19 protein-coding genes and 1 tRNA gene are annotated in these 16,772 nt (G+C 49.0%); 4 read left to right on the plus strand and 16 right to left on the minus strand.

Annotated elements, in window-relative coordinates:
* Positions 1 to 75: 75 nt before the first annotated feature.
* Positions 76 to 160 (minus strand) — tRNA-Leu (locus tag EJP77_RS18935).
* Between the two features lie 162 nt (positions 161 to 322).
* Between EJP77_RS18935 and EJP77_RS18940 the strand changes: the two genes are divergently transcribed.
* The gene (locus tag EJP77_RS18940) at positions 323 to 718 is read left to right on the plus strand and encodes a YhjD family protein (RefSeq protein ID WP_127200832.1); all 396 of its coding nucleotides are present in this window, start codon (positions 323 to 325) and stop codon (positions 716 to 718) included.
* A 95-nt stretch (positions 719 to 813) separates the two neighbouring features.
* Here EJP77_RS18940 and EJP77_RS18945 read toward each other — a convergent pair whose 3' ends face one another.
* The 5 genes from EJP77_RS18945 to EJP77_RS18965 form a co-directional block, all read right to left on the minus strand.
* Positions 814 to 1,146 (minus strand): carboxymuconolactone decarboxylase family protein, encoded by a 333-nt coding sequence (locus EJP77_RS18945; RefSeq protein ID WP_127200833.1) that lies wholly within the window; start codon positions 1,144 to 1,146, stop codon positions 814 to 816.
* A 79-nt stretch (positions 1,147 to 1,225) separates the two neighbouring features.
* Positions 1,226 to 1,441, minus strand: a complete 216-nt coding sequence (locus tag EJP77_RS18950) for a hypothetical protein (protein ID WP_127200834.1) — start codon at positions 1,439 to 1,441, stop codon at positions 1,226 to 1,228.
* 180 nt (positions 1,442 to 1,621) lie between these two features.
* The gene (locus tag EJP77_RS18955) at positions 1,622 to 1,957 is read right to left on the minus strand and encodes a hypothetical protein (RefSeq protein WP_127200835.1); all 336 of its coding nucleotides are present in this window, start codon (positions 1,955 to 1,957) and stop codon (positions 1,622 to 1,624) included.
* A gap of 88 nt (positions 1,958 to 2,045) precedes the next feature.
* Positions 2,046 to 2,618, minus strand: coding sequence for a xanthine phosphoribosyltransferase (locus EJP77_RS18960; protein ID WP_127200836.1), 573 nt, complete (start codon positions 2,616 to 2,618; stop codon positions 2,046 to 2,048).
* 25 nt (positions 2,619 to 2,643) lie between these two features.
* Positions 2,644 to 3,303, minus strand: a complete 660-nt coding sequence (locus EJP77_RS18965) for a DedA family protein (protein ID WP_127200837.1) — start codon at positions 3,301 to 3,303, stop codon at positions 2,644 to 2,646.
* Positions 3,304 to 3,487: 184 nt separating this feature from the next.
* On the opposite strand from EJP77_RS18965, the gene EJP77_RS18970 reads away from it, so the two are divergent.
* Positions 3,488 to 4,528, plus strand: coding sequence for a YkvI family membrane protein (locus EJP77_RS18970; protein WP_127200838.1), 1,041 nt, complete (start codon positions 3,488 to 3,490; stop codon positions 4,526 to 4,528).
* Positions 4,529 to 4,549: 21 nt separating this feature from the next.
* Here the strand turns inward: EJP77_RS18970 and EJP77_RS18975 are convergent, their stop codons facing one another.
* Positions 4,550 to 5,674 carry a glycosyltransferase family 4 protein gene (locus tag EJP77_RS18975; protein WP_127200839.1) on the minus strand — a complete coding sequence of 375 codons (1,125 nt, stop codon included), beginning with the start codon at positions 5,672 to 5,674 and terminating at the stop codon, positions 4,550 to 4,552.
* 175 nt (positions 5,675 to 5,849) lie between these two features.
* Between EJP77_RS18975 and EJP77_RS18980 the strand changes: the two genes are divergently transcribed.
* On the plus strand, positions 5,850 to 7,280 hold the full coding sequence (locus EJP77_RS18980) for an RsmB/NOP family class I SAM-dependent RNA methyltransferase (RefSeq protein WP_127200896.1): 1,431 nt from the start codon (positions 5,850 to 5,852) through the stop codon (positions 7,278 to 7,280).
* 112 nt (positions 7,281 to 7,392) lie between these two features.
* Here the strand turns inward: EJP77_RS18980 and EJP77_RS18985 are convergent, their stop codons facing one another.
* The 6 genes from EJP77_RS18985 to EJP77_RS19010 all read right to left on the minus strand — a co-directional run bounded on the left by EJP77_RS18985 (position 7,393) and on the right by EJP77_RS19010 (position 12,996).
* Positions 7,393 to 8,190, minus strand: a complete 798-nt coding sequence (locus EJP77_RS18985; protein ID WP_127200840.1) for a Cof-type HAD-IIB family hydrolase — start codon at positions 8,188 to 8,190, stop codon at positions 7,393 to 7,395.
* Between the two features lie 60 nt (positions 8,191 to 8,250).
* The gene (locus tag EJP77_RS18990; RefSeq protein WP_127200841.1) at positions 8,251 to 8,991 is read right to left on the minus strand and encodes a pseudouridine synthase; all 741 of its coding nucleotides are present in this window, start codon (positions 8,989 to 8,991) and stop codon (positions 8,251 to 8,253) included.
* Positions 8,992 to 8,995: 4 nt separating this feature from the next.
* Entirely contained in the window at positions 8,996 to 10,531 is a 1,536-nt protein-coding gene (locus EJP77_RS18995) for an RsmB/NOP family class I SAM-dependent RNA methyltransferase (RefSeq protein WP_127200842.1), read from the minus strand.
* A 62-nt stretch (positions 10,532 to 10,593) separates the two neighbouring features.
* On the minus strand, positions 10,594 to 11,067 hold the full coding sequence (locus EJP77_RS19000; protein WP_127200843.1) for a DUF309 domain-containing protein: 474 nt from the start codon (positions 11,065 to 11,067) through the stop codon (positions 10,594 to 10,596).
* Positions 11,057 to 11,869 (minus strand): GTP diphosphokinase, encoded by an 813-nt coding sequence (yjbM, locus tag EJP77_RS19005; protein WP_127200844.1) that lies wholly within the window; start codon positions 11,867 to 11,869, stop codon positions 11,057 to 11,059. The genes EJP77_RS19000 and yjbM overlap by 11 nt, the downstream gene beginning before the upstream one ends.
* A 32-nt stretch (positions 11,870 to 11,901) precedes the next feature.
* A complete protein-coding gene (locus EJP77_RS19010) occupies positions 11,902 to 12,996 on the minus strand; it encodes a quinone-dependent dihydroorotate dehydrogenase (RefSeq protein ID WP_127200845.1) in 1,095 nt (364 codons plus the stop codon).
* Positions 12,997 to 13,211: 215 nt separating this feature from the next.
* On the opposite strand from EJP77_RS19010, the gene EJP77_RS20740 reads away from it, so the two are divergent.
* On the plus strand, positions 13,212 to 13,349 hold the full coding sequence (locus EJP77_RS20740) for a hypothetical protein (RefSeq protein WP_185897400.1): 138 nt from the start codon (positions 13,212 to 13,214) through the stop codon (positions 13,347 to 13,349).
* Here the strand turns inward: EJP77_RS20740 and EJP77_RS19015 are convergent.
* From EJP77_RS19015 to EJP77_RS19025, 3 genes are all read right to left on the minus strand, one after another.
* Complete coding sequence (locus EJP77_RS19015) at positions 13,346 to 14,776, minus strand: L,D-transpeptidase (RefSeq protein ID WP_127200846.1); 1,431 nt, start codon at positions 14,774 to 14,776, stop codon at positions 13,346 to 13,348. The genes EJP77_RS20740 and EJP77_RS19015 overlap by 4 nt on opposite strands.
* Positions 14,777 to 15,030: 254 nt before the next feature.
* A complete protein-coding gene (locus EJP77_RS19020; RefSeq protein WP_127200847.1) occupies positions 15,031 to 15,273 on the minus strand; it encodes a ferredoxin in 243 nt (80 codons plus the stop codon).
* A gap of 118 nt (positions 15,274 to 15,391) precedes the next feature.
* On the minus strand, positions 15,392 to 16,678 hold the full coding sequence (locus EJP77_RS19025) for a DNA polymerase IV (RefSeq protein ID WP_127200848.1): 1,287 nt from the start codon (positions 16,676 to 16,678) through the stop codon (positions 15,392 to 15,394).
* Positions 16,679 to 16,772: the final 94 nt, after the last annotated feature.

A 16,772-nucleotide genomic window follows, 5' to 3' on the forward strand; every position in this document is an offset into this window, starting at 1 on the left:
TCACACAATTGCACAGTAAAAGAACAGGCCCTTAAATTACTTAGTAATTTAAGGGCCTGTTCTACTTAAAATTAATGCGGTCGAGAGGACTCGAACCTCCACGGGGGGTTAGCCCACACGGACCTGAACCGTGCGCGTCTGCCAATTCCGCCACGACCGCTCATTGTCTCTTGCATAAGGTGTTCTCTGCGGCGACAAGATATATCTTATCATGGAACTCTAACCAAGTCAACAACCTTTTTATTTTTTTATTTTCCATTGATATTTAGCAAATAAAATGGTTAAAATAAGAACATAAGTTCGTATTAAGGTGGTGAATTCCATGGCTGTTCCCAATATAAGTACAGATGAGCTTAGCTTGATCAAGAGCTGGCTGATGCTTGTATTTATACGCAAAGTCTTCGAACGCGACTCTCGAATTCTAATGAGCAGTGGTGTTCTCAAAAGCCCTGACGTCTATGTGGATATGATTGCTAGTGGTGCAGACCGTGTTGCCGTAGTTATGAAAGAAATACAGAATGATTTCACGAAAAGCAAGATCAAAATTTATGAGGTTAATCAGAGTCAGCAAGGCATCGAAGCCAAGTATCTTTGCCGCGGCAGCCGCGGCGAAATGCGCATTCTCTGGTCCGCATTACGAAGTGAAATGCCCAGCCGGATGAGAGCTTATCTGGGCGTACAGCCGAGCACACTGAACGAACAGCTGAGCCCTATCTAGTTCTGATCACTGCCTAACTAACGGTAAGACAAATACCCTTTGAACTTTTGTCAAAGGGTATTATCATATGATATCAGACTCATGCTGCATACTTCTTACTGGGTCAATGCCTGCTCCACTCTTGTGGCACCCTGTGACAGGATATGTCCTGAGCTGACCGCGGCCGCGGCCGCCGCAGCCTCACGAATCTCAGCGTCGGTAGCACCCTTGGATCTGGCCTCTTCCGTATGATAGAACGTACACACCTCATTGTTGGCGAACAGGCTGATTCCGAGTGCAATCAACTGCTTCGTCTTGGCATCCAGTTCTCCTGCTGCCAGAGACTTTCCGGTAAAATCATGATAGGCTTCGGCCACACCTGGCATAGACTCACCAAAGGCTTGAATTCCATCTTTATATGCTCTTACTTTATCGTTCTTCTGAGACATCGTCAGCACCTCTTCCTGTATAGATAAGCTTATTCAGCCGCTCTCTATTACATTGTCCGAGGTACAGCCATAATATGCTCTACACTTCAAAAGAAATACGCGGTTCCTTGGCAGGTTGAAATGTATAATTTCTGTCCAGCTTGACAATATTACGGTTTGGCCGCCGGATCATGACCTGTGTATCGCTCCAGGCCACGACAATTCCTCTGACGTCATTCTCTGGAATCGCATCCCGAATGACCCGGACTTTCTCTCCGGATAAGCGAAATGCATCTAATTCTTCATCACTAATCATGTTATTGTCAGTACCTCCTTATGGATAGACGTGGACATCGGCTTTAATATATCACATTATATCAAAGCATCAAATCCGAACACAAAAACAGGTCATCCACCGGTATCCACCGGCAAACGACCTGTCTCAACAACGGCTACCCCGTAGTAACCGCGTATATCAAAAGGTATTGCTCCCTATTTATCTTTGTGCGTGTTCTTTGCTATCGTTCTTCTCAAACCAGAAATCAAGCACTTTAGCGGACATCACACGCTCTTCAATGTATGCTACCTGCTGAGGGCTGAATTCTTCTCTCCAAGGAAAAGAAAGATCCTCACACATACCCGCAATGGTTAGCAGCTGTGACCAGGCTACGTACCGTTTGTACCAAAAGAACTGCGGGTGTTCAAGCATATAGGGATAAAGGTCATCAAATTCTGTATGTTTGCAATCAAGAGCTCGCTCAAAGGTAACCTTAGCTTCACTTAACTTCGTAACAAAATATTCTGCATTTACTACTGGTTGTTGTTCCCCCATGTAGTTGCCTCCTCTCCCTACTTATCTCTTATTATAACTGAAAAGAAAGGCTGTGCAAAGGACTCTTGTGAAATTGATGCCGTTTTGCCTAGTCCTCAAATGTGACCTTTCCGTCATTTAGAGACATAATTCGCACCAGTGATTCGAGACGGATTCCCTGCTCACGAATCGCCCTGCCCCCAGCTTGAAAGCTCTTCTCTACGACAATGCCGACGCCAACCAGCTCAGCACCAGAACGCTGAATAATCTTAACTACACCACGTGCGGCATCACCATTGGCAATAATATCATCAATGAACAGGATACGGTCGTTCTCGGAGATGTACTGTCTTGAGATGAGAATATCCGTTACAATCCCTTTCGTAAATGAAGGAACCCGTTCGCACAGCGCATCCGGATCGGCCAGAAGCGTCTTCTTCCGGCGGGCGAATACGAGTGGCACTCCAAGCTCATAAGCAGTAGCAAAGGCCGCAGGAATCCCGGATGATTCTACAGTAACTACACGGGTAACTCCCTCTTCACGAAATCTTGCTGCAAATTCCTTGCCCATTTGCATCGTTAGCTCTGGATCTACTTGGTGATTAAGAAGGCCGTCGAGCTTAAGTACCTGGTCTGAGATAACAATCCCTTCTTCCAGGATTCTTTGTTTTAATGCTTCCATGGTTTTCTCCTCCTAAGGATATCATCTAATCTGCATTCTCTGATTGGCTGGACTTGTTAGCTTGTCCGCGCTCGGTCTTGCTTAATCTGCTTGCCTTCAAATTCCGTATGAACAAGTAAATAATTACTCCGATCAATGAAAGTACGATAACCAGAAGGGCCATACGCCACATGTGATGATGAACAAAGTAAGCCATTTTTCTCCAGTGGTGGCCTACCGTAGCTCCAAGAGCCATAAAAGTTGTACACCATATAGCCGCACCAATACTTGCGTAGATCAGATACAAATAGAGCGGAAGGCGGTATACTCCCGACAAATATGAGGTTAGTTGACGCAGACCCGGGACGAAATAACCAAACAGCACACTCCAGTTACCATAACGCGCGAACCATTTCTCCGTTGTGGCCAGTCTGCTCGGAGTAATGAATATCCATTTTCCGAATTTGTGAAGCAGAGGTGTTCCCACCACTCTTCCCAGCGTGTAGCTCAGAATCATCCCCGTCATGCTTCCTAGAAAGGTCATGAGCAGTGCAATCCAGAACACAAAGTGCCCCTCTGCCGTCAGACCTCCGAATGTCACAACCAGTGTTTCATCGGGTACAGGAATGCCCATAAAGCCCAACGCCAGTAGTCCGAACATAGCCAAATAACCATATTGGGCGATATAAGACATAATTACACTCAAGATATATCTCACCTTTCTAAAGATACAGCGCAGGGCTCTGCTCAAGAATGGACATGTTGCAGTCATGTCCCGTTCCCGTTCCACATACCTTGTACTATATATAGCACAGATTCGAAACGTTCGGAAGCCATGTACTTCCATAGTTACCCACAGGCAGCACACCGAAACGGTAAGGAGGAAAAAGATGAAAAATGCCGTTAAAGTCTTACAAATCGGCTTCACCTATATCGGCACCATCGTTGGGGCCGGTTTTGCCACAGGTCAGGAGATTATCAAATTCTTCACGCAATACGGCAAATGGGGCGCACTCACCATTTTGCTGGCAACTGTCCTGTTTATTTGGCTCGGTACCAAGATGATGCTTCTTGCTCATGATATAGGTGCCTCCTCTTATGAGGATTTGAACCGCCGTCTGTTCGGTCCGAAGGCCGGAGGAATAATCAGTATCTTTACTTTAGTTGTCCTCATGGGTGTGAACAGTGTTATGCTCGCCGGCGCAGGCTCTGTCTTCATGGAGCATCTCGGGCTTCATTATCAGACCGGACTATGGATTACGTTGATCGGGACTTACCTGCTGCTTCATCGCGGTATACAAGCTATTCTCCAGCTGAACTCTATTGTTGTTCCTCTCATGCTCATCCTGTCGGTCATTATTATTAGCAACACGGCAGGTATGCCTGATGCTTCCCGCTTCCTGACTTATACGACCGATGCAAGCTTGGGCGCAGCATGGGCTTCCCCGCTAATGTATACGGCCTTTAATCTGGGAATGGCCCAGGCGGTACTCGTTCCTGTCGGGAGTCACACCCGGAACCGAAAAGTAATTATCTGGGGAGGCATCGTGGGCGGGGTTGGCGTTGGCTTTCTGCTTCTGGCAGGACACTTTGCTCTATCTGCCCACATGCCGGGGATTACACAATTTGAGATTCCCATGGGTCATATCGCCAACGATTTAGGAACAGTTGTAAGAATTGTATATGTGATTCTAATCTTCCTTGAAATCTTCAGTACTTTCGTTGCCGATGTCTATGGAGTAGCTTTACAGCTCAAACAGCATCTCCGGATCGGACCCAAGCTGCTGTCACTGATTCTGCTGTTCGTATGTTACCTTACCAGTCAATTCGGATTCAGTTCTCTGCTCTCCGTACTGTATCCGCTATTCGGTCTATTTAGTCTGATCTGGATCATTATGCTGGTGCTGCACCCAAGTAAAAGAGAAGCCTAAAAACACGGAGTCGTCTGTCACTTAGGATTGATATTGCAAATATACTTTCTTCAGCTCATGAACAGCCCGGGCGATGGAATACTCACGCTTCGCTTTCTCCCAACCTGTGCGTGCCAAGCCATATCGGTATGAAGGGTCCAGGATGACGGTTTCCAGAGCTGAAGCCAGCGCATTCGAATCTTCAGACGGAACAAGCAGTCCTCCAACCCCATGCTCAATCTGTTCTGCGATTCCTCCAACCTCCGTACCCACCAGTGTGAGACAGCATAAGGCTGCCTCTGCAAATACGGATCCGAATGCCTCGGCGCGAGACGGAAGAACAAATATATCAAAGAAAGGCATGAATTCTTCCGGATGAAGTGTGTACCCGTAAAAGATCGTCTCTTCGTAGATTCCAAGCTCCTGTGCCATTTGTTCAAGCTCCGGACGAATAGGTCCATCCCCAATAATATGCAGGACATAAGGGTGTCCCTTTCGTTTGAGCTTTGCACAGGCCTCTAGCAGAATATCGAGGCCTTTGGCCGGGACAAGCCGGCAGACCGTTACAAGCTGAGCTACCTCGTTATCATGCGGAATCGGCTTGAACCTCTTCTCATCGAATCCGTTCGAAATAACGCCGATATCTTCCGGACGCTCCACGTGCGGAGATAAATAATCAAGAAAGGATCTTGAGACGGTTAGCATTTGGTCCGTCTGGTGCTCAAGTTCTCTATATAGGGAGGTCAGAAACCTCTGTTCCGGCCCCCCTTTCTGAATGGTTCCGTTAAGAAGAAGCTCCCGCTCATAACTGGAGTGAATCGTCTGAATGACTGGCGTATCCGGAAATATCTCCTTCATGGCCAGACCCGCGATCGGATGATGAGCGTGGATCAAATCATAGGGACGCTGTATTCTCAGCTTAGTCCACCACAGGTAATCCCGGTACGTCTGTATATACTTTTGAACAACGGGACTGTCTCCATACTCCGTCCAATCGAATGTATGAAACTTCACTTGATCCGTACCCTTGCTGCGAATTCGCTTGGGTATCGAGAATATATCCATTTCCCAGTGGGGCGGATTAAATCTTTCCTGCAAATAAGGAATCATGGATGATACGCCGCCAGGCTGTTCAGGCGGGAAGAATAATGCCTGCAATAATTTCATAGGGTTGCCCCTTTCTCTGTTCTATAACGCCTGTCAGCGTCGTCTGTTTCTCCATTATGCCATAGGTAAGAAGGAACATCCATTTCCCTTTTGTGAATCAAAATCCTTTATGATAAACTGCTAATACTTTGTAGTTTCATAGAAGGAACGGATAACGGAAGGAGCAAAATCCATGATGGAGCAACAGGCGCTGCCCGCAGACTATGTTAAGAACATGACTAACCTGCTTGGGGCCGAGGAAGGCGAGCAGTTTCTAAAGAGCTATGGTAAGCCAAGAGCATACGGGCTCAGATTAAATACTCTTAAGATGACTCCTTCGTCTCCGGTAATGGAGGTTATGAAGAATCAGTTTCATTTAAGGGAAGTTCCTTGGTGTCAGAATGGATTCTATTATGAGGAAAGTTCACGTCCTGGTAAGCACCCTTACCACGCAGCCGGACTTTATTATATTCAGGAGCCATCGGCAATGTCAGCGGTCGAGCTTCTCGCTCCTGAACCAGGGGAGACTATTCTGGATCTTGCAGGGGCACCTGGTGGCAAGACAACCCAAATCGCCGCTAGAATGAAGGGCGAGGGCCTGCTTATTGCCAACGAAATTCACCCCCAGCGTGCCAAGATTCTGGCCGAGAACGTTGAACGCTGGGGAATTCGCAACACGGTGGTTACCCAGTCCGCCCCCGAAGGGCTCTCTTCTAGATTCCCGCTAACCTTTGACCGGATTATGCTTGATGCCCCCTGTTCGGGGGAAGGCATGTTCCGCAAAGATCCCGAGGCGGTAAAAGAATGGTCCGAGCGTTCGGTAGAGGCTTGCGCGGCAAGGCAGTGGGACATCATTCATGATGCCATCAAGATGCTTAAACCTGGCGGCCGACTGGCCTACTCTACCTGTACTTTCAACCGCCAAGAGAACGAGGAGACCATCGCCCGCCTGCTTGAGACCTATCCCTTCATGGAGCTGATCACCGAAAAGCGTATATGGCCTCACAAGCAGGAGGGCGAAGGCCACTATGTGGCACTCTTGCAGAGGGGCGGTACTGCGGAGGAAAAGCTCGGCATAATCGGGGCTGATGTGAAGCCTATAAGAGGCAGGCTTCAGGCTGAAAGCGGAGCCAAAGGCGGGCGAAAAGCAAAGGCCGGCAAAGCCGCTGGTTCTTCGAAAGAAACACTGGCAGCCTGGCAAGCCTTCCAGACCTGGGCAGATGAGGACCTACCGGGTTACATCCCGGCGGATGGTAGCCCCGAGCTATTCGGTGAAGCTCTCTACTGGCTGCCGCGAAGCAGCGGACTGTCTCTGCAGATGAGCCAGCTGAGTGGACTTAAGGTGCCCCGGGCCGGTCTGCACCTCGGCGAGCTGAGGAAAGGAAGATTCCAGCCCAGCCATGCGCTGGCTATGGCTTCCTCCGCCAAGGAGGCAGCCCGGACTTGGGATCTGGAGCCCACGTCGCCTGAGGCAGCCGCCTATTTGCGCGGGGAGACCCTCCCTGTTCCGGACTCCCTGAAGGGATGGACTCTGGTTACCGTATCCGGATACCCGCTCGGGTTCGGCAAAGCCAGCGGGGGACAGCTGAAGAACCATCTGCCCAAAGGGCTGAGAATTCAACTTTAACCGAGGCACTACGTCCGAATCCAATCCATAAGGGCCTGGCTAACCATCACGATGGGCCGTTTTAATTAAAAAAGTCTGCTGAGATCAGAAATCCTCAGCAGACTTTACTATTTTACAGACAGTATTTCTCCAAAGCCAATCGTACGCCTTCCTCATTGTTCGAAGCGGTCACATCCTGTGCAGCCGCCTTCACCTCAAGCGGTGAGTTATCCATCGCGATCCCCAGCCCTGCGAACGTAAGCATCGTAATATCGTTATAGAAGTTGCCGATCGCCATCACCTGTTCAGCAGGAATCCCGCGCTGCTCGGCAAGCTTCTTAAGGGCATTGCCTTTCGATGCCTCGGGATGCATCAGGTCTATGAAATAATCGCCGCTGCGCAGCATATTGAGTTCATGAGTCCAAAGATTCCAATCTGCTTCGACCTTGTTCATCGCATCGGTTAGCCCGGATGCCGTCATTTTAACAATGGGTTCCGTAAAATCAACCCATGCAGGTAAATTAAGCGGTTCAATCAAAAACTTGTGATACATATCCAGGACCTCAGGTCCAATCTCATCCAGCTTGTCGACATAAATGCCGTAGGTAGTATTCACATCAAAATGAACGCCATTCTTGCGGCAGTAATCAATATAAGGTTCAAGCGCAGAAGGTTCGACTGCAAATTCATGCACAATCTCCCGGGTATTTACGTCCACGGTCGCCGCCCCGTTATGTGTGATCACATAACCGCCAAGGCCCATCGATTCCATAAAAGGAATACAGCTAAGGGGAGCTCTTCCTGTGCACAGCACAATTTCTGTTCCCTGCGCCGCTACTCTCTTGATGGTCTCAGCCGTGGCTGGCGTAAGCACATGATTATCGTCCAGTAGCGTTCCATCCACATCTAATGCAATCAGCTTGTATTTCAATGATCTCCACCCTCTCTATGTATAATTAATTATATAACATATTTCTGCTGACCGCCTAATTCAGCGAAGCAGGGCTAGTTCATCTTCCGTCAGTTCACGGAAAGCCCCCTTGGGCAAAGCCTCATCCAGAACAAGACGGCCCATCGATATTCTCTTTAAATAAATCACTTTAGAACCTACAGCTTCAAACATTCTCTTCACCTGGTGGAACTTGCCCTCCGAGATCGTCAGCAAAATCCGGCTGACCGGCCCCTCCTCATCGTGATCTTGCCCGGTAACAACCAGCTTGGCCGGGAGTGTCATATAGCCGTCGTCCAGTTCAACTCCCTGTTCAAATCGCAGCACTTCCTCCTGCCCAATCAGGCCGCGTACGTCAGCATAATAGGTTTTGGGGACGTGCTTGCGCGGGGACAGCAAATCATGGGCGAGCTGCCCATCATTGGTGAGCAGCAGCAGCCCTTCCGTATCCTTATCAAGCCGGCCTACCGGAAATGGAGAGAATACCTTATATTTAGCCGGAAGCAGATCAATCACGGTTCTGTCTCTGTTATCCTCAGTTGCGGAGATTACTCCGGCAGGCTTATGCAGCATGATATAGATGAACTCCCGGTACAGCACAGGCTCCCCATCCACTTCGATCCGATCATGATAGGGGTCCGCTTGGGCTCCACTATCTTTCAATATCTGTCCGTTAAGCGAGACTCTGCCCTGTTTGACCATCTTTTTGAGATCGGCTCTGGAGCCCATCCCCAGATGTCCCAGAATCTTGTCTACCCGCTGCGTCTTTTTTCCTTTATCCATGGATCTAAGTCCACCTCCAGCCTGCAGGATATTCGTTCTTAAGCATTCCATCCAGCCACTTGCCCCATCCCGCAGAATATCCGTCTATACAGACGAGCACATAACCCTTGGGTTCAGCGCCTTCGATGCGCTGTATTCGATCGGCGGAGATAGCCAGCGTCTCTCCCTTCAAATAACGGACCGCTTCTCCGTCTTCGGAGGATAAAGATAGCGTGCGCAGGGCTTCTTCGGGGCGCAGCGCAGCAGCCAGGGGGTGGCCCGGTGTGAATCTTCCATTCTTCACCGTGCCCACATACCACCCCGGTCTTACCGTCTTGAGCCCATTCAGCCGGTCCTTGGTAAGCGGGGACAAATATACATTGCCCCCGAACATAATTGGCTCGCCCTCGCTCTTAAGCTTCAAGTTGGACGCTGCGAAGCTGTTCCAGCTGCCCAGCAGCTCCTGCTCAGTAGGCTCCGATCTCTCCGGCGGTCCGTTCTTCTTACGGCGTGACAGCTTGTCCCCCGCGGGGCGCCGATGCTGGCTAATATTCATTTTCTCCGATGCGGGTATATGAGCATCCATCACTTCCATCTCCGCTGCATCACCATTATGGCGGAGCACAGCCACAAAATGACCTTCTCCTTCGATGAGGTGAGGCCACAGTCTGCCGCAATTCGAAGTCTCGCATGCCGCTTCTGCCGTATATTCTTGATCTTTCTCGGATACGCCAGCTTGCTTCAGCCATTCGGGACGGCCCTTCGAGATCCCCCATTCCTCGGGAATGGGCACGATGCTAAATTCGGGATGTCTGCTGATAAAGGCAGCAATCATGCCCTCATTCTCTTCGGGCGCAAATGTACAGGTAGAGTACACAATGGTTCCGCCTGGAGCCAGCAGCTCCGCCGCACTTTTCAATATATCCTTCTGCATGGCTTCGCATTTCTCAACCGAATGCTTCTCCCATTGACGGGCCATATCTGCATCCTTACGGAACATGCCTTCGCCAGAACACGGAGCATCGATCAATATCCGGTTAAAGAAGTGTGAGAATGCCTTAGCGATCCGATCCGGTGTCTCATTCAGCACCACGGCATTCCTTACTCCGTAAAGTTCTATATTCTTGGCCAATGCTTTTGTTCGTTCCGCGCTGATATCATTGGTTACCAAGATTCCAGTACCTTGAAGCTTCCCAGCAATTTGAGTAGATTTGCCACCTGGTGCTGCACACAGATCAAGCACCCGGTCACCCGGCTGAATTCCCAATGCCTCGACGGGGGCCATGGCGCTTGGTTCCTGAATGTAGTAGAGTCCAGCGTGATAATATGGATGCTTCCCTGGCTTCAGCCCTTCCTCCGTATAATAGCCGGTGCTGCACCAAGGAATAGGCCTTACCGGAAAAGGAACCATTTGTTCGAACTCTGCTTGATTAATCTTCAGTAGATTCGCCCGTACACCGGCAAAATGCGGCGCATCATAGGAATCAAGAAATGCCGGATATTCATCTCCAAGTAACTTCTCCATCCGTTCCAAGAACGCAGAAGGCAGTTGAACAGCCATACAGACACCCTCTCTAACTCGCAAGCGGCCCGCTGCCAGATTACAAGCAGCGGGCCGTGTGATTATTTGTCGTTAAATTTCTGATCCCGCAGCGCATGCTTCTCTCCTCGCTTAGGATGAATTTGAATCGGTATATTCGGCATAAGTTCCGAAGATGCGAGATTCACAGCACGCTCAAGTTTAGAATCTATAATTTGAATAGTGATATCGTAATAAGGAGTCGGCTCGCCTGAATGAGGATCCAGCTTGCCGACCATCTGCTTGACATCTTCTTTCACTTTGCCCAAATCAATTCCCAGGCTATCATCCGGATAACTCCGAAGCTTATCCGCCGCAGACTGAAGCATCTTATAGCTGCCTTTAATATTTCCTCTACGGAAATGAAATAACCCTACCGCTACCTGCAGCAGCCCTTTATACAGAGGTTCACGATTTCTGGCAAGCCACAATTCTTCGAGAACCTCATGGCATTCAAAAAAATCACGATCGCGGTTAAAATAAATCAGATACGCTACATAAAGCGGATCATACTTCATCCGGTCGCTCCGCTCTGCGCGCAGCCTTCAGAAGAGATTTCACTTCATCGACCAGCTCTTTCATGGACGCCAGGTCCTTCGCTTCCCATAGCTCATTGAACCGCCGCTGAGCATCAATCGCTTCGTTGACGAGGTGATAGAAATACAGCTGATGAATGGAATTCAAAGCTTGGGCCACCAGACTTGAATCATCCTCGAAGGATTTCTGTGCATCAAGGATCTCCTGACGAATGCTGGACATCTCATTATCAAGGACAAAAGCAGCCTCGGCCGCCTTCTTCAGACGCTCACGCATGTCTTCGGGCAGGCTATCCCGGTATTTATAATTCAGCGAGTGCTCGATCGTAGCCCAGAAATTCATAGCCAGTGTGCGAATCTGAATTTCGGCCAGCACCATCTTCTGTTCTAGAGCTGTCTGTACCGGATACTCCACAATCATATGGAAGCTGCGGTAGCCGCTGTCTTTATAATTAGTAATATAATCTTTCTCATACAAGACCTTTAGGTCTTTGCGATTACGAATATATTCAGCTACTCTTCGAATATCCTCAGCGAACTGACACATGATCCGTATACCTGCAATATCTTCAATTCCGGTCTCCAGTTGATCCATAGATACATTAAGGCGCTTGGCTTTATCCAGAATACTGGATAATTTCTTAACCCGTCCGGTCACGAATTCAATCGGTGCGTACTCTTCCCGTTTCTTAAGCTCGGATCGCATCGTCTTGAATTTGACTTTCAATTCTTCTACGGCCTGTTCATACGGAAGCAAAAATGTTCCCCAATCTCTGCCATCCATTGTGTGTGCTCCTCTCTAGCTCCCGGCGCCGCTTATCGGTGGTCGGCTCCAACCGCTTCGGATATATGGGTGAACCCGTCACGCGCAAGCAGTTCACGCAATCCGCGGTGAATCCGGCGATTAATCTCCGGGCCTTCATATATGAGCGCGGTGTATATCTCCACCAGACTTGCGCCGGCACGAATTTTCTCATAGGCGTCCTGACTATCGAAGATGCCCCCTGATCCGATGATCGGCAGCCGGCCTTCGGTCTGACGGTATATTCTTGAAATAATCTCAGTAGAGCGCTGCTTCAGCGGTCGTCCACTAAGTCCTCCGGTCTCCTTCGCGTTCGTATGGGTAAGACCTTCGCGGGAAATGGTTGTATTCGTCGCGATAATCCCCGATACGCCGCTGGCTGTAATGGTATTAACCATATACTCAAGCTCCTCATCACTCACGTCCGGAGCTATTTTGACCAGTACAGCTTTGGATTTGCCTGATCTCTCATTATGAACCTTCATCTCCTGCATCACCGCAGACAGCAAAGAGGCAAGCTCACTCCCGTGCTGTAGCGCGCGAAGATCCGGTGTATTGGGCGAGCTGATATTAACTACAAAAAAGTCAGCATGCGGATATAGCGCAGAAATACATTTCTCGTAATCCTGATGCGCTTCTTCATTCGGGGTCACTTTGTTCTTCCCAATATTCACGGCAATAGGAACGCGCCGGGCAGGAAGAGCAGCCAAAGTACTTGCCATGGCTTCTGCACCCTTGTTATTGAACCCCATTCTGTTGACCAGTGCCTCATCGGGAGGGAGACGGAACAACCTCGGCTGATCATTGCCGGGCTGACCTACAGGGGTTACGGTCCCTACCTCCATAAATCCGAAGCCAATCGAGGAGAAGCCCTCTACCGCTTCAGCGTTCTTATCCAAACCAGCAGCCAGCCCGACCGGTGTCGGGAAATGAATGCCGAACAAATCAACTGCCAAATCCGGTGTTTCCTGCACACCGTATATTTTATTAAGAAGCGATATGCCTCCCGGCATCTTGGCCGTTTTATGTAACCCGCCGATCACTAAATGGTGCGCTTTCTCGGGATCTATTCGGAAGAATACGGGTTTCCCCACGTTGCGATATAACACTGTTCACTCACTCCGTTCCTCTCTCGGTGGACATTCTGCCCTATTTCTCAGTTTAGCGTTTTCTATGTGAAAAGAAAAGTCTTGGACAAAGGTCCATATTTTCAAGGACAAACCATATAGATATTCAGAATGAAAGCCATTACAATAGCATTAGAAGGCTCTTCATTATTACAAGATATGTAGGAAAGTTATGAAATGAAAGGGGTATGAGCTCTATGTCAACCAAACGCAAGCCGCCAACACTTCATCAGAAGAAAGAAGAAGTTAACAAAAAGGCGTTAATCTGGAGCGGTTCTATATTAATTGCCATCATAATTGTATTTACCGTACTCCTGATCTGGAGCAAGAGTTAGTTCAACCAATGATATGTCTTACGGGGATTGGTCTGATTCTGTCTAACCGGGACAACAAAACGTTCCTCTGTGCGCCCGGCTAGCTCAGGTGCAATCCCCTTTCCAATCGTCACCTTGGTTCCCGCGGGAGCCAGATCGAACAGCTCCTCCACATCCGCCTTGCTCATTCTGATACAGCCCTTCGATTCATCCTTCCCTACACTGTCCGGCTCATTCGTTCCATGGATGGCATAATTCGTATCCGAAAGCTGCATTCCGCGGCTGCCGAACTCCCCGTTGGATTTTCCGTTCGGATTAATGACTTTCTCCGTGATCATGAAGGTTCCTTCAGGGGTTCGATCACCTCCAAGCCCAACCGTATAGCTTCTCACAACCACATTCCCGCTGACCAAGGCAAGCTCATGGCTGCTCTTGTCTACTAGGATTTCCAAAGGCTGAACCAAGAAGGGTACAGGTCCTGCGGCGGCTGCCTTGCTTTGACTTGGATTGGCACTGCCTCCTGATGCAGCGCCGGAAGGTCTATAGCTCTTCTGGGCATCAATCTCCTGCTTAGCAAGCTGAAGCGCCTGCTTGAAGGCTTGTTCAAGCTCCGGGCTGGTGCCGGCAATCCAATTGTTCGGATAGGGCTGGATAAGCTCGCTTAGCCCCTTTGGGAGTTGTCTGTTCTTATTAGTAAAATGGCCAATCGCTGAAGACACCACCGCATAGGCCTCCTGCTCCTTCGTCCACTGCCGCGCCTTCTTCTGAAGCGGACCGGCATCCGGCGGTTTGCAGTCACAGCTCTTCGCATCGAAAGCCTGCACAGCGGATCTACCGCTGGCCGCATCGCGCTCAACCGTGAACATTACAGGCATATTCCGCTTCCACAGCAGCCAGCGTCCCTTCTGCTCCATGCCAAGTACCGCCGTCAGACGAGCCTTGGGCTTCGAACTGCTCAGCAGTTCATCAATTGCCGCTCCCCTTCTGGAAGCATCTCTAAGAGAACTTGCTGTGAACGTCAATGAGGCCTCCTGACGCCCCGCAGGAGTTACATCGTTCACTGACACCTCAGACAGGGTATACAAGTCTTCCACGGATGGGTCATAATCCGAACTTACAGCGTCCGTGTGAACATCCGTATCGTCCATACTCGGGATGAATAATAGCAGCAGGAACATCAGTGTGACCAGCAGTCTGCGTCTGCGTCTGCGCCTGCCCCGCTTTTCCTTTTGGGCAGAAGCTTCCATAAGTCTTGCTTCATATTCTTTCCATACTTCCGCCGGTACCTTGCTGCTTTCGAACGCCTCGTAGATCTGACCAGCCTTATTGAAGCAGTAATTGGCTTTCCCTGTCTGGCCGCCTCTTTCATATTCTTTTCCAAGCAAATACCACGCCATCTTGTTATCCGGATGCATTTGAACGTATTTCTTGAGGTATGATGGACTCATCGCAACCTCCCTATTTATTGAGCTGAACCCATAAAGGTAACCCATTATTTTCCACTTAATTATGTATAATTCTATCTATTTATCGGCAGACTTTCCCAAGCATATCAGAGTCTAAAGAAACAGATGAGAAAGACAAGACTTGCGACCCATAATCGAAACTTCAATAGACAGCCACTGTGGCAATAACAAAGAGACACCCCCCACATGGTCAGCGGAAGATGTCTCCTGGTCAGCAAGAACTGCTATAGAAGGGCTTAACCCTCTTTGTTAAATGGAGTATCAGCAATCTTGATGGAATCCGTAGGGCAGCCGTCACAAGCGTCCTGCAGATCATCATACAGATCTTCACCAATTTCCGTGTTACCATGGTTGGCGTCATCCTTATAGATAACTTCTGCCAAACCTTCATCATCGTAATCATAAATATCTGGAGCTGTTGCGCCGCATGCGCCGCACGCGATGCATGTGTCTTTCTCCACCCAAGTATATTTCGCCATATTAATCTGCCTCCTAATATAAGACGGTACAAGTCCGGTGCGTTCCACCATGTACAATATAATATAATATAACCACAATTTCAAATGATTTCAGCGGGCAAACCGCTGATAATCATTATCATTCTTCCCTTTTCTCACGCAGAAAATCCGTCTGCAATGAGGTGCCCCGAATCTTGTGATTTCGAATCAGCGTGGAGGGGTCATCGCCAAGCATGCCTGCAGTAAGTACGGCATTCTCTCCAAACTTGTCCCTCAGCATATCCATGGCCTTGGTAAGCTGTTCTTTCTTCGGCTGCTTCTCATAATCGAACAGATCGAGCTGAAGCGCCGACTCCTCTTTGGGGACCAGATTCTGTAGTGTAATTCCAAGAAGCCGCACAGGTCGATCTTCTTTCCAATGCCTACGGTACAATTTACAGGCTTCCCGGTAGATGTCATCCATATTCTCAGTTACCCGGTCCAAAGTCTGTGAGCGGGTAATTGTCTTCATGTCCGGGGTTCTGATCGTAATCTGGATAGTCTGTGCCATCATTTGCTGTCTTCGCAGCCGCCTTGCTACCTGATCGGCCAGGTTCAGCATGACCCGTGAGACATCCTCCATGCTGCTGATGTCTCTCGGTAGCGTCGTTGTATGGCCAACGGATTTGTTCTTGCCCTGCTCTTCCTTGACAGGGGAATCATCGAGCCCGTAAGCGGCCTGCTTCATCCAGAGCCCCATCACTCCAAATCTTTCAGATAACACACGTTCATCCGTCCCGGCTAATTGGCCCAGTGTATAAATTCCCATCTTCTGAAGCTTCTCTGCTGTCTTCCTGCCAATTCCGTACATTTCACCGCACGGTCTATCCCATAAGAGCTTCGGTACATCTCTAATCCGAACAACTGTAATCCCGTTCGGCTTCTTCATATCGGAGCCCATCTTGGCCAGCAGCTTATTCGGAGCGATGCCGATCGAGCATGGAAGCCCAAGCTCTGTCATGATTCTCTCCTGGATCTCCTTCGCGATCTCCAGCGGAGTGCCAAACTGCTTCGAACCCGTTATATCCAGATAACATTCATCAATAGACACTGCTTGAAGAAGGGGAGTATATCCATAAGCGATGTTCATGAAGGCTTTGGAATACTGTCGGTACAAATGAAAGTTCGGTGCGATAACAATCAAATCAGGACAAATTTTAAGTGCCTGACTCACCAGCATGCCTGTTGAGATTCCAAGCTGACGCGCAGCATAGGAACAGGTCACAATGACACCTTTACGAAGCTCTACGCTCCCGGCGACTGCCGTAGGTTTATTTTTATACTTATGCGGCTCTTCGGCTTCATGTACAGAACAATAGAAAGCATTCATATCAATATGAAATATGACCCGGCCTTTAGCGGGATAATAATCCTCCACGTTCCTCACCGGAATCCCTCATTTCAGAAAATATAACGGTTTTATGCAAAAAATTCGAATCCGTGTTACATTTAAAAAAACAAGTGATATAATATTTCATTAT

This window comes from Paenibacillus zeisoli, assembly GCF_003994465.1.
Lineage (GTDB): Bacteria > Bacillota > Bacilli > Paenibacillales > Paenibacillaceae > Fontibacillus > Fontibacillus zeisoli.

What these genes read in the sequence shown, in the direction of transcription:
- EJP77_RS18940 (WP_127200832.1), top strand. Translation starts at nt 323, where the DNA reads ATGGCTGTTCCCAATATAAGTACAGATGAGCTTAGCTTGATCAAGAGC.
- EJP77_RS18945 (WP_127200833.1), bottom strand. Translation starts at nt 1,146, where the DNA reads ATGTCTCAGAAGAACGATAAAGTAAGAGCATATAAAGATGGAATTCAA.
- EJP77_RS18950 (WP_127200834.1), bottom strand. Translation starts at nt 1,441, where the DNA reads ATGATTAGTGATGAAGAATTAGATGCATTTCGCTTATCCGGAGAGAAA.
- EJP77_RS18955 (WP_127200835.1), bottom strand. Translation starts at nt 1,957, where the DNA reads ATGGGGGAACAACAACCAGTAGTAAATGCAGAATATTTTGTTACGAAG.
- EJP77_RS18960 (WP_127200836.1), bottom strand. Translation starts at nt 2,618, where the DNA reads ATGGAAGCATTAAAACAAAGAATCCTGGAAGAAGGGATTGTTATCTCA.
- EJP77_RS18970 (WP_127200838.1), top strand. Translation starts at nt 3,488, where the DNA reads ATGAAAAATGCCGTTAAAGTCTTACAAATCGGCTTCACCTATATCGGC.
- EJP77_RS18975 (WP_127200839.1), bottom strand. Translation starts at nt 5,674, where the DNA reads ATGAAATTATTGCAGGCATTATTCTTCCCGCCTGAACAGCCTGGCGGC.
- EJP77_RS18980 (WP_127200896.1), top strand. Translation starts at nt 5,850, where the DNA reads ATGGAGCAACAGGCGCTGCCCGCAGACTATGTTAAGAACATGACTAAC.
- EJP77_RS18990 (WP_127200841.1), bottom strand. Translation starts at nt 8,991, where the DNA reads ATGGATAAAGGAAAAAAGACGCAGCGGGTAGACAAGATTCTGGGACAT.
- EJP77_RS18995 (WP_127200842.1), bottom strand. Translation starts at nt 10,531, where the DNA reads ATGGCTGTTCAACTGCCTTCTGCGTTCTTGGAACGGATGGAGAAGTTA.
- EJP77_RS19000 (WP_127200843.1), bottom strand. Translation starts at nt 11,067, where the DNA reads ATGAAGTATGATCCGCTTTATGTAGCGTATCTGATTTATTTTAACCGC.
- yjbM (WP_127200844.1), bottom strand. Translation starts at nt 11,869, where the DNA reads ATGGATGGCAGAGATTGGGGAACATTTTTGCTTCCGTATGAACAGGCC.
- EJP77_RS20740 (WP_185897400.1), top strand. Translation starts at nt 13,212, where the DNA reads ATGTCAACCAAACGCAAGCCGCCAACACTTCATCAGAAGAAAGAAGAA.
- EJP77_RS19015 (WP_127200846.1), bottom strand. Translation starts at nt 14,776, where the DNA reads ATGAGTCCATCATACCTCAAGAAATACGTTCAAATGCATCCGGATAAC.
- EJP77_RS19020 (WP_127200847.1), bottom strand. Translation starts at nt 15,273, where the DNA reads ATGGCGAAATATACTTGGGTGGAGAAAGACACATGCATCGCGTGCGGC.